Origin of the sequence: Empedobacter brevis NBRC 14943 = ATCC 43319 (assembly GCF_000382425.1) — a bacterium.
GTDB classification, from domain to species: Bacteria; Bacteroidota; Bacteroidia; order Flavobacteriales; family Weeksellaceae; genus Empedobacter; species Empedobacter brevis.
This window is the reverse complement of sequence record NZ_KB908303.1, coordinates 40407-54816: the sequence shown is the minus strand read 5'-3', so window position 1 is coordinate 54816 and position 14410 is coordinate 40407. Positions and strand designations below refer to the sequence as shown.

General features: G+C 32.2%; 12 protein-coding genes. 4 read left to right on the top strand and 8 right to left on the bottom strand.

Translation table 11 applies throughout. From position 1 onward, the window contains the following. Nucleotides 1-32 precede the first annotated feature (32 nt). The 4 genes from H277_RS0115965 to H277_RS0115950 are packed head-to-tail and all read right to left on the bottom strand — an operon-like array spanning nucleotide 33 to nucleotide 4746. Nucleotides 33-1604, bottom strand: coding sequence for a DHA2 family efflux MFS transporter permease subunit (locus H277_RS0115965; protein WP_019976624.1), 1572 nt, complete (start codon nucleotides 1602-1604; stop codon nucleotides 33-35). A 21-nt stretch (nucleotides 1605-1625) separates the two neighbouring features. Next, nucleotides 1626-2819: an HlyD family secretion protein gene (locus H277_RS0115960; protein ID WP_019976623.1), complete on the bottom strand. Its 1194-nt coding sequence runs from the start codon at nucleotides 2817-2819 to the stop codon at nucleotides 1626-1628. 12 nt (nucleotides 2820-2831) lie between these two features. After that, nucleotides 2832-4127 (bottom strand): TolC family protein, encoded by a 1296-nt coding sequence (locus tag H277_RS0115955; RefSeq protein ID WP_019976622.1) that lies wholly within the window; start codon nucleotides 4125-4127, stop codon nucleotides 2832-2834. Then, nucleotides 4117-4746, bottom strand: a complete 630-nt coding sequence (locus H277_RS0115950; RefSeq protein ID WP_019976621.1) for a TetR/AcrR family transcriptional regulator — start codon at nucleotides 4744-4746, stop codon at nucleotides 4117-4119. The genes H277_RS0115955 and H277_RS0115950 overlap by 11 nt, the downstream gene beginning before the upstream one ends. A 105-nt stretch (nucleotides 4747-4851) precedes the next feature. Here H277_RS0115950 and H277_RS0115945 point away from each other — a divergent pair, with 105 nt between their 5' ends. Then, a complete protein-coding gene (locus H277_RS0115945; protein ID WP_019976620.1) occupies nucleotides 4852-6123 on the top strand; it encodes a DUF2851 family protein in 1272 nt (423 codons plus the stop codon). Then, a complete protein-coding gene (locus H277_RS0115940; RefSeq protein ID WP_019976619.1) occupies nucleotides 6124-6345 on the top strand; it encodes a PspC family transcriptional regulator in 222 nt (73 codons plus the stop codon). A 24-nt stretch (nucleotides 6346-6369) separates the two neighbouring features. On the opposite strand, the gene H277_RS0115935 is transcribed toward H277_RS0115940, so the two are convergent. Next, on the bottom strand, nucleotides 6370-7131 hold the full coding sequence (locus tag H277_RS0115935; RefSeq protein ID WP_019976618.1) for a GLPGLI family protein: 762 nt from the start codon (nucleotides 7129-7131) through the stop codon (nucleotides 6370-6372). Between the two features lie 207 nt (nucleotides 7132-7338). Between H277_RS0115935 and H277_RS19310 the strand changes: the two genes are divergently transcribed. After that, nucleotides 7339-8517: a ComEA family DNA-binding protein gene (locus H277_RS19310; RefSeq protein WP_019976617.1), complete on the top strand. Its 1179-nt coding sequence runs from the start codon at nucleotides 7339-7341 to the stop codon at nucleotides 8515-8517. Between the two features lie 73 nt (nucleotides 8518-8590). On the opposite strand, the gene H277_RS0115925 is transcribed toward H277_RS19310, so the two are convergent. Together H277_RS0115925 and H277_RS0115920 are read right to left on the bottom strand one after the other, a co-directional pair. Continuing rightward, nucleotides 8591-11503: a M16 family metallopeptidase gene (locus tag H277_RS0115925; protein ID WP_019976616.1), complete on the bottom strand. Its 2913-nt coding sequence runs from the start codon at nucleotides 11501-11503 to the stop codon at nucleotides 8591-8593. Nucleotides 11504-11861: 358 nt separating this feature from the next. Continuing rightward, entirely contained in the window at nucleotides 11862-13430 is a 1569-nt protein-coding gene (locus tag H277_RS0115920; RefSeq protein WP_019976615.1) for an NAD(P)/FAD-dependent oxidoreductase, read from the bottom strand. Between the two features lie 99 nt (nucleotides 13431-13529). On the opposite strand from H277_RS0115920, the gene H277_RS0115915 reads away from it, so the two are divergent. Further along, complete coding sequence (locus H277_RS0115915; RefSeq protein WP_019976614.1) at nucleotides 13530-13925, top strand: protease inhibitor I42 family protein; 396 nt, start codon at nucleotides 13530-13532, stop codon at nucleotides 13923-13925. 39 nt (nucleotides 13926-13964) lie between these two features. Here H277_RS0115915 and H277_RS19850 read toward each other — a convergent pair whose 3' ends face one another. Beyond that, a complete protein-coding gene (locus H277_RS19850; RefSeq protein ID WP_081623244.1) occupies nucleotides 13965-14399 on the bottom strand; it encodes an META domain-containing protein in 435 nt (144 codons plus the stop codon). Nucleotides 14400-14410: the final 11 nt, after the last annotated feature.

Genomic DNA, 14410 nt, shown 5'->3' with positions numbered 1-14410 from the left:
TATAAAAAGTTTTAAACGGCTGAAATAATAGTTTAATGTCCTGCACTGATTACTTTACCCGCTCCTTTTTTGATAAAGAATAGGATAAATGGAATACAGATAAGGAAAATAACTCCTAAATACAAAAAAACATCCATGTACGTCAATACTGTGGCTTGTTTGGTTACTTGTAAATCGAGTAGATTGTAAGCTTTATTTAAGGCTTCATTTGGTGCAAAACCTTTACCAATGAAGCTCATTTGTAAACTCTGAACATGTTTTTGAACATCAAAATCAGAAGTGTCCAGATTAGAAACCAAATCGGTACGATGACCAACTGTCCAGCGAGAAATAAAGGTTGTAATAATGGCGATCCCGAATGATCCTCCCAACTGGCGCATCATACCTGTGAATGCAGCACCTTCACCAATCTGTTGTCCTTTTAAATTGGAAAGAGAAAGTGTCGTTATAGGTACAAATAATAATCCCAATCCTACTCCTCGAACAATTAATGGCCAAAAGAAATGTTCAGAACCGGTATCTGGAGTTAAGATTTTGAATGACCAAAAACTATAGCAGAAGAAGATAAAAAATCCTCCGGCTACCAAATATTTAGGTTCAACCCCTTTTTGTAATAAAGTGGCAATAATCGGCATCATAAAGGCTGTCATTAATGAGGAAGGAATTAGCAATAATCCTGCATCAGTCGCTGTCCAACCTAAAATAGATTGTGTATAAATCGGAATAATAAAAGTTGAGCCGTATAATCCGAATCCCAACACAAAGGATAAGATTGTTCCTACTGCTAAATTATTATCTTTTAAGACGCGTAGGTTAACAATAGGATGGTCAAAAACCAACTCTCTCCAGATAAACAAAATAAAACCAAAAAAACTTGAGATGCTCAAAATAACAATTGTTGAATTTGAGAACCAATCATCTTGCTGTCCGTGTTCTAATACATATTGTAAAGAACCAACTGCAATTGCCAGCAAAATAATTCCAAGGAAATCGACTTGACTCAATTTTGATTTTTCAGCATATTTCGGACTTTTTACAAATGATAAGGTTAATAATACTGCAATTATTCCAATTGGAATATTGATATAGAAAATATAGGGCCAAGACCAATTATCAACAATGTAACCTCCTAAAGGAGGACCAAGTGTAGGTCCCACAATTACGCCCATTCCATAGATCGCCTGTGCCAATCCTCTTTTTTCCGGTGGGTAACTTTCGGTAATAATAGTCTGTGATGTGACCAATAATGCACCTCCTCCTAGACCTTGTATAAATCGGAACAATATAATTTCCCACAAAGTGGTCGCATTTCCACAAAGGAAAGAGGCTGCAGTAAATATGATAATAGAAACAGCAAAATAATTGCGTCGGCCAAATTGTTGTGACAACCAACTGGTCATCGGAACGACAATAACATTTGCAATTGCGTAAGCGGTAACCACCCACGCAATATCTGTTAAAGAAACACCCAAACTACCTTTCATGTCATTCATCGCAACGTTAACAATTGTTGTATCCACAATTTCTAACAATGCGCACATGATGGCGGTAATGGTAATGATTACACGTCTTGACCCATATTCTATTAAATTATTTTCTTCCATAATTTTTCTGAATAGGTATTATTATTTTACAGAAGTATTCGATTTTAAAAGGATATCAGCTTCTACGTTCATTCCTGGACGAATTAGTTTCAACATTTCGTCTTTTTTATCGGTAAATTCAATTTTGATAGGAACACGTTGCACTGTTTTTACAAAGTTGCCAGACGCATTATCCGGAGGTAATAACGCAAATTTAGCACCTGTAGCCGGTGATAAAGAAGTTACTTTCGCTTTGAACTCATGATTTGGATAAGCATCGACTTTGATTATTGCTTCCTGTCCTTCTCTGATTTTTTCTAACTGTGTTTCTTTGTAATTTGCAACAATCCAAAGATTATTAACAGTAACAATATTAAATAATGATTGACCTGCCTGAACCAATTGACCGGGTTGTAAATTAATTTTAGAAACTTGCCCATCCTCTGCAGCAATAACATACGTATATGATAAATATAATTTTGCATTTTCAATATTGGTTTTACTTTGACCAATTGTAGCTTCGGCAACTTTAATTTGTGCTCTTGAAGCGTCAGCTTGTGCTTTAGAAGTATTCACTTGTTTTGCAGTTGCTTGTGCTTGTTTTGCAGTAGAAGCCAATTGAGCCTTCGAAACACCTAATTGTTCTTGTACAACTCGTAACTGTTTCTCTGCAGTTTCTTTTGCAGCTAAAGCTTGTTCATATTGTTGTTTTGTTATCGATTGATTTTGATATAATTTATTGTAACGGTCAAAATCATTTTTTGTTCTCCAAACTTGCACTTTTGCCGCTTCTACATTTGCCTGAGCTGTGTTAACATTTGCCTGAGCTGTCTCTATTGTTGTATTTGCAGCAACCGCTCCGGCTTCTGTCACACCAATTGCTGCTCCGGCTTGAGAAACTCCGGCATGTGCAACACCTAATTGACCTTCTGCTTGAGATAAAGCATCTTGAGATTGTTGTAATTTCAACGCAAATTCAGATCCATCTAAAACAACTAATGTGTCACCTTTGTGAACCATTTGATTATCTTCAACTAAAATTTTTTGAATGTAACCAGATACTTTTGGAATAACCGGTGTTATTTTAGCTTCAACTTGTGCATCATCTGTAATTTCATGTGCTTGTCCATGCAAATACTTATAAATTCCGTAACCACCTCCCAGAATAATTAATGTTCCTAAAACGATGATAAATTTTGAATTTATTTTTTTCTTTTCTTGATTATTTTCTTCCATATTCAGAGGGGCTTATTGTATGTTTTCTAATAAAATTCCGGTAGTAAAATAGTATTCATAAATAGCTAATTGCTCGTCTGCTTCTCCTACAACTTGATTGATTTTTGCTTGTAATTGCTGCACATCAGCTTCTAGTAAATCGTTTGTATCAGACAATCCGTTATCATGTTTGTCTTTTACAATTCTGTAGTTTTCATTTGCTTGTTCCACAGCTTCTTTGTAAACACTATTTTTCTTTTTAGCTAAATCATATTTTTGATAAGCTTCATTTACTTCTACTTTAGCTTGATCAATTGTTGTTTCTTTTTGCAGCTCATTTTCTAGTTTCTGCGCTTTCGCAATTTCAACTTCAGTTTTGTTTTTATACAAAGAAGACAAATCGTATTTCAATCCAACACCAACGTTTGTTGCATTGGTAATGGTCGCAACTTTGTTGAGATCCATCGCAATATAACCGGCAGAAACAGCTATCTGTGGATAGTAGGCCGCTTTCGCAATTTTGATCTGATTATCTGCGATTTGATTTTTCAAATCATATGATTTTACATCTGTCCGATTTGAGTAATCTGCAGCATTTTGATGGAGTGTTTTTAATGTTTCCACTTCCTCAACGTGTACCATCTTATTTTCCTCTTGACCAGTTAGCAAGTTTAATCGGTAATTGATATTTTGGTATTGTGTTTTTGCTTCATCAATCGCAATTTGAACATTAGAAGCTTGTAATTTTGCTCGTAGTAAATCATTTCGGGCAATAATGCCATTATCCAAAAAGTTTTGAAAATCTTTTACGCGTTGATTTGCTCTCACTAAGTTTTCATTCAAAACATCGATAGAACGCTGAGTTTTGTATAAACCAAAGTAAAAGTTGATTGCTTGCCAAACGACATTTTCTTTGGTTGCTTCGACTTGTAGGTTTGATAAATCAACCATCAGTTCACTGTTTTTTATCGAATTTTTAATTTTAAATCCGGCAAATACAGGAACAGAAGCGCTTGCCTGGCCTAATAATAATTGATTTGGTTCAACAGCCATTCCTCCGCCAGAGGTTTGCATTGGGAGTTTAATGTCAACATTTGTTGTCGTAAACAAATGCATATATTGTCCACTTAACGAAATGTCTGGTAAACGATTGTTTTTAGCGCTTTGTACTTTATACTCACTTGTATTTTTCGCAGCTTCGGCAACTTTCACAGATTTGTTGTTCTGTAAACTTTGTTGAATGACTTCCTGTAAAGAAACATTGGTTTCTTGCGCCTGAGTGAAAGTAGCAACAACTAAACAAATCGGTAAGAAAATTTTATTTTTCATCGTATAGTAAAATTGCTTTTAAAGAATCTATTAAATAAGGATAATATTCTTTGTGAATATGTTCAGTGAACTCTTCATGTGAAGTTAATCCCCATTGTTTCATATATGTTTTTTCGTTTAAAATCAGGTATGAAGTTCCTCCGATTACAACCATTACAACAGCTTCAGCAGGAGCTTTTCGCTTAAAAATTCCTTTTGAGTTACCTTCATGAATAATGTTTGTGATGTAGTCCAGGTTCTTGATTTTTAATTCATTGATTTTATTGTCAACTTCTAAAATAGAGTCACGTTTCGAGTATTCTCTAGCCATAATTCGATGAAATTCTGGTTTATCCAAAATTCTATTCAAATACGCTTTCAAAACTCCTTGTAACTTTTCGAAAGGTGATAAAGTTGTGTTTTGTGAAATCAATTCCAAAGCCGTATTAAAAGTTGAAATACGCCAACTGAATAAATTTTCAACCAATTTATCTTTCGACCCGAAATAATAGCTGATCATGGCAATATTAATGTTTGCTTCTTTCGCAATTTCACGAACACTTGCAGCATCAATTCCCCTTCTTCCAAATACTTTTTCAGCCGCAATCAAAATTTCGATTTGTTTATCGCTTAATTCCATCGTATTAAAATTGAATGCGCAAAGTTAAACAAACGTTTAATTAATTTTTAATTTTTAAGTATTTATTTCTAAAATTTATTCTAATAATCTGATTATCTTTTAGCTATGAAAGAAATTTTTCTACATTATATCTGGAAATTGAATCAGTTTTCACATCAAAATCTGCAAACTTTTCATGGAGATTTTATTGAAATAGTGAAGATAGGGAAGTTGAATCACCATGCCGGGCCAGATTTTTTAGAGGCTGAAATTATAATTGGAGATAAATTATGGATTGGAAGTGTTGAAATACATGTCAACTCTTCCGATTGGAACATTCACCAACATTCAGGTAATTTGGCTTACCAAAATGTGATTTTACATGTGGTATGGAATCACGATTGTGAGGTGGATATTTTACGTCAGAAAAATGTTCAAACATTGATTTTGCAGGATTTTGTAAAACCTGAAATTGTATTCAATTACCAGAATATAATTAACACGAAGTTAGATAAAATTTATTGTGAAGAATTGTTGAGATCAATTGATTTGGGGCAATTTTCTTTCTGGTTTGAACGTATTTTAATCGAACGTTTCGAAGAGAAAACAAAAGAGATCTTGAAAATATTAATTAAAAATCAGGCCAATTGGGAAGAAACACTGTTCAAAAGCTTAGCAAAGAATTTCGGATTGAAGGTGAATGTAGAGGCATTTGAACTTTGGTCAAATTCTTTTCCTTTCAGCGTTTTACAAAAAATACAATTTAATCCATTAAAAATTGAAGCTTTATTTTTTGGTCAAGCAGGATTTTTAGAAGAAAATCATGAAGATATCTATTTTAAACAGTTAAAAAATGAATATAGTTTCCTAAAAAATAAATATCAATTGCAGCCGATTTCCGCTAGTTTATTTCGGTTTTCTAAAATGCGTCCTCGAGGTTTTCCGACCATTCGGTTGGCACAGCTGGCTTCAGTTTATACCAAATATTTGAGTTTATTTTCTGAAATTACTCAATTTAATAAATTAAAGGACTTCTACAGAATTTTTGAAAAAGTAGAATTAAATCCATTTTGGCATACACATTACACGTTCAAAAATGAATCAAAATTTCAATCGAAGCATCTTTCAAAAGATAAAATCAATAATTTATTGATTAATTCGATTATTCCGATTCGTTATGCGTTTGAGCGACAAAAAGAAGAGGTCGAAATTGATTTCTATTTGGACTTATTGAATGAAATAGACGCTGAAAAGAACACGATTTTAGATGACTTTGAACGGATTGGTTTTAAAAATAAAACAGCAAAAGATTCGCAACAATTAATTCAACTCAAAAAAAGGTATTGCTCCGAGAAAAAATGTTTAAATTGCGCTATCGGACAACAAGTTTTACGTTAAATGAAAGACAAAATTAGAAATTTTACCGAAACAGAGTGGTTTAATGTGATTTCACGATTTGCAGATAAACTGGGAATTCGTGTAGCTAAATTACGTTTAATTTTCATTTATTTGACATTCGCAACCTTTGGTTTGGCTTTCGTTGGGTATTTCATCATGTTGTTCTTCTTTTGGGTGAAAGATTGTTTTGTGATCAAACGAAAATCTGTGTTTGATTTGTAAGATTTTAGTTTTTTTACCAATTATTTATATGGATACTTCTACGCCATTATTGTTGTTTTCTAAATATTTGGCTTCAAATTCATCACAAATATCATCGTATTCTTTTGGGGTTACAACTTTTCCTTTATTCGGTTTTTTAAACGATTTTTTTTCTTTTATGATTTCAATTGTTGTACAGATGATTTTTTCTTTAGACCAGCCTTCTACTTTACTTTCAGCTGTTTTATTGACTTTTAGAATTAATCCAGGAAGACCTTCATACAAATCAGGACCATTTTTATAATTTAATTTAGGCGAAAACCACGCTTCAATTTTTATAGAATCTCCTAATTCTGAAATCGCTTTTTGTGTTTGTTGCCCACAAATTTCTTTTGTTTCGTTAAGTATTTGCCAATTGTAATTTCTTAAAGAATCTCGGATTAAAAATTTCTTAGGAAAACTAACCGTTTTTATAGAGAAGTTTTCGCGTAAATTTTTATATAACATCTCACCATCATCCCCATAGGTCGTAATAGAGCCATCTTGATTATTGCTGATTTTCGGTAAAAATTCATAATAAGATTCATTTTGATTCAATGTTAATTGATAAGCTAAAATTTCGTTCGCAATTTCATTTGCAAATTTTATTTGTTCTTTTTCTACCTCTTTTCCAGAAACACCATTTACTGTAACAGATTTTGGATCTATTTCTTGCCGATGTTCAAATTTTATTAACATTGTTTTATTTTCCTGTGCGAATAAAGAAACGCAAACGAAGCCTGTAATAAGTAAAAATATTTTTTTCATTTAGTAGATGTTTTGAGTTTGTAATAAAGATAAAAAAAATCTCAATATTTCACTCTTTGGTGTTTAAAGTAATTATTTACAAATACTTAAAACCTATTATTAAATTTTCATTTCTTAACTTGTTAAACCGTTGAGAAGGTTATATCGTTTTTTCGATAATGTAAGTGTGTGATAACAACTTGATTTTTTCACCTCTTTTGGAACCCAATGAAATATTTAAGAAAATCTACTTTTTATCTGAATAAATCGCAACGATTTGGATTGTATTTATTATTTATACTGATTTTGTTATTTGAAGTTTTTCAGAATTTATCCATTCAGAAAAACACCTATCAATTATCAGAAGCAGATAAGATTTTGTTGGAATCTTACAGAGAAACTTCTAAAAATTTTTCTAATTCTTCTTTTAAAAATAATAGTAAAGATTCAATTCAACCTTTTAATCCAAATGATTTAACCTTAAAAGATTGGATGAATTTAGGTTTCTCGGAAAGACAAGCAGAGGTCATTCTGAAGTACAAAGGAATTGTTGGTGGAAAATTTACCTCGAAAGAGCAAATCAAGAAATGTTATGTTATAGATGAAGAAAAATATAATGAATTAGCATCTTTTATTCTTTTACCTGAGCAATCAGAATCCGTTTTTATAGAGTCATCTTCTTTAAAATCGAAGATTGTTTATCAAAAATTTAATCCGAATGATTTGCCTCAACAAGGTTGGATGAAGCTTGGTTTTTCACCTAAACAGGCAGAAATAATCATGAAATATAAACAAATTATAGGTGGGAAATTTACAAGTAAAGAACAAATAAGAAAATGTTTTGTGATTGATGATGAAAAATATACTGAGATGAAAGCGTATATTTTGTTACCCGAAAAGTCGAAAGAAGATGACAGGTTGTTGAATAAACAAACCGTTAAAAAGGTTTACTATGTACAATTTAATCCAAATGACTATACGTTGAAAGATTGGCAAAAGTTAGGTTTTTCTTCAAAACAAGCAGCATCTATTCTGAAATATAAAACTATTTTGGGAGGTCGGTTTAAATCAAAGGAACAGTTGAGAAAATGTTATATGATTTCGGATGAAAAATATGCTGAAATGGAACCCTATATTTATTTTTCAGAGAGCACAGTAGACGAAATTGAACAAAAGACAATAGAAAAGAGTGTTGATAGAATTGAATTAAATGAAAAGTTTAATCCAAATGATTTGAGTCGTGATGATTGGTTAAAACTTGGTTTTACAGAGAAACAAGTGAATACAATTCTAAATTTTAAACGTTCGTTAGGAGGTCGTTTTAAGGATGCAAAAATATTAAAAAGATGCTATGCGATAAGTGAGGAAAAATTTAAAGAATTAGAGCCTTATCTTGTTTTCGAATAATATGTTCAGTTTTTATGGGGTAAAAATAAACGCGTTTTAGACTTTCCTAAAACGCGTTTATCAATAATAGATTTTAATAATTAAATAAATCTTCTAATGTCAATTCTTTTACTTGACCTAATTTTTGAACAGAAGGCCAGTCTAAGTTTGCTTTATTTCCGATTAATCCTACATTGTACTTTTGCCCTTTGATATGTTGATTAAAGAAATCATTCAATTGATCCAAAGTTAAAGTAGAAGTTTGTGTATAAATATCTTTGTTGATATCATAATTTAATCCACGATCTTGAAGAGATAACCAGTAAAAGAAAATATTAGATTTTGTATAACGCTTCGTCGCAATTTGTTTCAAAGCAGCTTGCTTTGAATTTTCGAACTGATTTGGTGCTTTCGGCATATTATTCATCAATTCATTCATTGCTTCTACCGCTTGTGGCAATTTGTTCGCTTGTGTACCAATATTAGCTCTTACATAGTTGTATAAATCGTTTTTAGTTGCATTTGCATAATTTGCACGTGCGGAATAAGCCAATGATTTTGATTCACGAATTTCTTGAAAAACAATAGAAGATAAACCACCTCCGAAATATTCGTTGAAAATACCTGAAGACGTCAATAAGTTTTTATCAAACTTGTTATCTCTTGCAATAAAATTAATTTCTGCCTGTACCATATCGTAAGGAGCGAAATAAACTTTACCATCTGTAACAGGTTGTGGATAATCTTTTTTCTGAGGGTAAGCTAACCCTTTTCCAAAGTTATGGTATTGTTCTAATGTTTTTTTTGTTGCAGCCTCATCATTTCCATAATAAAAAATTTGGTGCTTGTAGTTCAATACCTCTTTGATGATTTGAGTTAATTCATTCGGATTAATTGTATTTAATTCTTGCTCAGAAATAATGTCTCTAAAACGATTGTTTTCTCCATATTGTGCATAATTATTAAGTGCTACAGCAATTGCATTTTTATTTTTCTTTGAATTTTCTCTCGATTTCAGAATAGTTTTAACATACTCTTTATAAGATTGTTGATCTGCTAGAGCATCATTCAATAAATGTTCAAATAATTTGATACCTTCCGGTAAATTCTTTTGCAATCCTGTTAAATAGACAAAACTTCTGTCTGTACCGGAATTTACATTGTATTCAACTCCGATTTTATAGAACTCTTTTTTCAATGCTTCTGGCGAGTATTTTGAAGTTCCTAAGTAATTCAGATAATTGATGGCTAATCCTAATTTTTTGTTGTGATCAGATCCCATATCCAAAATATAATAAACAGAGCTTAAGTCATTTGAGTTATTTTTGATTGAAGTAAAAGTTGTATTTTTAATTTTACTTTCTTTTAATTCTTTCTTGAAATCGACAAAAACAGGCTGAATTTCCTTTGTTTCCATTTTCATGAAATCTTTGTAAAATTGAGATTCCGCATCACGATTCAACTGAATAGGAGTAATCCCGGGATTAGAAACACGAACTAAATCCTTGTTTTCTCCTTGGCGTTTGTAGACAATGACATAATTGTCGTTGTAATTTTTCTTTGCAAAGTCCATCAATTGTTGTTTTGTAACTTTTGATAATTCATCGTATTCACCTACAACATTCGCCCAAGGAGTCTCGTTAATAAAGGATTTGTATAAATTAGCCGCTAAAGCGCGAGAATTTTCCCAGTTTTGTAAGCGAGATTTTTTTAAATCATTGACAACTGCCTCAATCATCCAGTCTTCAAATTTTCCCTGTTTAATATTCTCAATTTGTCCTAAAATCAAGTCACGAACTTCTTCTAAACTTTGACCTTGCTTCGGCGTTCCTGAAAAAGAATGCATCCCTAAATCACGGAAAAAAGAAGCACCACTTCCTGCACCTAAGGCTTTTTGTTGTTGATTGATATTTAAATCGATTAATCCTGCCGTAGAATTACTTAAAATATAATCAATCAATGTTACATATTTTACATCGTTGCTATTTGCTCCATTGAAACGATATGCGAACTGTAAACGTTCTGATGAAGGGCTAAAAACCTCGCTTGTTACAATAGATTTAATTGGATCTTCTTTTGCTACATATTGCTTTGGGGCAGGTTTTGTTGCATAGCTACCAAAATATTTGTCAATCATAGGAACAGCTGTATCAAAATCGAAATCACCAATTAGCATAACGGCCATATTACTTGCGACATAATATTTATCAAAATAATTATGAATAGCTACCATCGAAGGGTTTTTCAAATGTTCTGAAGTTCCAATTGTTGTTTGCGTACCGTAGTGTGATTTAGGAAATAAGGTTTCCATCATTTTATAGAAAACCAAACGACCATCGTTATCTTGTGAACGATTAAATTCTTCGTAAACAGCTTCTAGTTCTGTATGGAAAAGTCTTAAGACCAATTCATCAAATCGTTCAGCTTCTACTTTCAACCATTTTTCTAATTCATTGTTTGGAATATTGTTATGGTAGATGGTTTCTTCTAAAGAAGTATGTGCATTTGTTCCTGAAGCGCCCAAAGAAGAAATTAATTTATCGTATTCATTTGCGACAGCATATTTTGACGCTTCTTGTGATACCTGATCTATTTTTTTATAAATTTCAATCTTTTTAGCTGGATCTTTTTCAGCTTTGTGTTGTTCATATAGATCAGAAATTTGTTGAATCAAAGGTTTTTCGACTGTCCAGTTTTGGGTACCGATTTTGGAAGTTCCTTTGAAAACCATATGTTCTAAGTAATGAGCCAAACCGGTATTGTCTTCCGGGTCATTGTTAGAGCCTGTTTTTACAGCAATATGCGTCTGAATTCTTGGTTCATCTTTTAATTGAGCCAAATAAATTTTTAACCCGTTTTTTAAGGTATAAATTCTAGTATTTGAAGGGTCATTTTCTACGATTTCGTAGGTGTAACCTTTGTTGTCAGTTTTTTTCACAGTCTTTAATTGTGCGTGAGTAAATACAGAACCAAGTATGATTCCGCAGATCAAAATAGATTTCCTCATGTGATAATTTTTTTATTTCGTTAAAAATAATGTTTTTTTATCATCTATGAGATTTAACCTTGATGTTTTGATTTATAATGTTTAAAATGTGTATTATAGGTATGAAATTAATCTTATCACAACTAAAAGTAAAATGATTATACCAAATGTAAACCCCAAGTATATAAAAATTAAACCTGCATAAATAAGATAATCAAAAGGCAAATATTCTAATTTAGTTGACCATCCAACTAAATTAATGAGATAACCTAAAAAAATCATTAAAATAGAGAGAATGAAATATTTTGATAATTTTATCTTCTTCAGATGTGCTGTATTCAAAATATAAAATGTTTAGTAGTTCCTGTAAATGAGTATATTACTTTTCTAAAAAATATTTGACAGCATTTGCAACTTTTGCTCCGTCCATTGCAGCAGAAATAATTCCACCGGCATAACCAGCACCTTCTGCACAAGGGAATAGTCCTGAAACGTGTACATGTTCTAAAGTTTCTTCGTTACGAGGAATACGAACAGGTGATGATGTTCGTGATTCTGTTGCAACGACATTTGCATTTTCTGTAAAATATCCATTCATTTTTTTACCGAATGTTTGAAAACCTAATTTCAACGATTGATGAACTTCTTTGGGCAAAATATCATTTAATAGGCCGGATGTTAAACCTGGTAAATAAGAACAGTCATTCAATGAATTGGATAATTTTCCTGAAACGAAATCGGTCATACGTTGAGCAGGAGCTTTTAAATTTCCACCACCAACTTGCCATGCTTTTTGTTCAATCATTTGCTGAAATTTCATTCCGGCCAATGGTCCTGTAAAACCATATTTGGCAAAATCTTTTTCATCTACCGTCACAACCATTCCTGAGTTGGCAAAAAGGCCATCACGCTTCGAAGGAGACCAGCCATTGACTACTAATTCTCCTTCATCTGTGGAAGCAGGCGCTATAATTCCTCCGGGACACATACAGAAAGAAAAAACTCCTCTACCAGCTTCTTGCGAAACGAGTGAATAAGAAGCAGGAGGAAGAAGTTCGTTACGTTGACTTCCAATTGGACAATGGTATTGAGAAGAATCAATCAAATTCTGATGATGTTCTACACGAACTCCTAAGGCAAAGGGCTTAGCTTCAATCAAAACATTTTTTTTCTCCAACATTCTAAAAATATCACGAGCAGAATGCCCTGTGGCTAAAATAAGTGATGAAGTTTTAATTTTTTTATCATGATTGATTTCGATTCCCTTGATTTGATTCTTTTCGATTAGAATATCTGTTAATTTAGTATCAAACCAAACTTCTCCACCACATTCAATGATAGTTTCTCGCATTTTAGCAATAATACCAGGAAGTTTATTTGTTCCGATATGTGGATGAGCTTCTTGTAAAATTCGTTCAGTTGCTCCAAAATAAACAAACCATTGCAATGACTTTAAGATATTTCCACGTTTTGTAGAACGTGTGTATAATTTTCCGTCTGAGTAAGTTCCGGCACCACCTTCACCATAGCAATAATTTGACTCAGGGTTTACTTTCCCTTCTTTATTCATTGCAGCTAAATCTCGGCGACGATCACGAACATTTTTTCCACGTTCAATAATGATAGGTTTTAGTCCTTGCTCTATCAATTCTAAAGCGGCAAACAATCCAGCAGGACCAGCTCCTGCAATATAAACTTCGTGTTTGTTTTCTACATTTTGCAAATTTGGATGGAACTCGAATGCATCAGAAAATTCTTCGTTGATGAAAACATTCACTTGTAATTGAGTCACAATGTTTCGACTTCGAGCATCTAATGAACGGCGGATAATTTGATAAGCGTTTATATTTTCCGGTTTTGTTTTTGCAGCAACTGCTAAACGTTGTTTCAAGACTTTCTCATTAGCAGCTTCTGCCGGAGAAATACGTATTGTTACATTTTGAGGCATAATTATTGTCTAAAAAATAAAATACAAAATTAGTTGAAAAAGGAGTTAAATGAATAATCTTGTAACAGTTTTTGAGAAAAATAACCAAAATAATAAATTATGATAAAAAAAAGTTTACTAATTATTGGAAGTATAACTTTGTTGAGTGCTTGTGCAACAAGTACAAGCAATGAGAAAACAATCAATTTAGATACCATCGAAAATGAGAGAACAATTAATTTAAACGTTGGAGATCAGGTTAAATTAGAAGTGACTGCTAATCCATCTACGGGATACGACTGGTTTACTTCTGAGGCAGAAGATTGTAGTGTAAAAATTGTTAATAAATCGAATGTACGTAATCAACAAGAGGGAATAGTAGGTGCTCCCGGTAAAAATATTTATACAGTGAAAGCTGGTAAAAAAGGAGAATGCACGATACAGTTTGATTACAAAAGAGGATGGGAAAATGTAGCTCCGTCTAATACGAAACAAATTACATTTAATGTAAAATAAAAAAAGCTCCCGATTCGGGAGCTTTTTTTATGATAAAAATTAAATTGTTTTAAATTTCATTAATAAAATATTTCCTTTATAAAGATGTAACTCTTTTCCCGTTATTTCGTAACGGTTTACATTTTTTAACATTGATAAAAATGCTTTTTCTTCTTGCATGTTAGGACATGCCATTTTTGTTTCAGAAAAATTGACAAAGCTTGTGACTCCACCTACTTTTGTGAAAGCGGCATTGAAATTATTGCAACCTGCAAAACCACTTACAGTTGAATTTGCTTCATCGATTGTTAGCATAACATCTTTTTCATACAAACCTTTTACTACATCGTTGTCATTTATCAAATACCAATTTTGATTTGAAAGTGAAACTTCAGCTTTAGGTTTTAATTTTGCAGTATTTGCACTTGTAGAACAAGATGTGGCTACAAAACTCATCAAAATAGTAGCTGAAAATAGGGTTACAATCTTTTTCATTTTCGGAACAT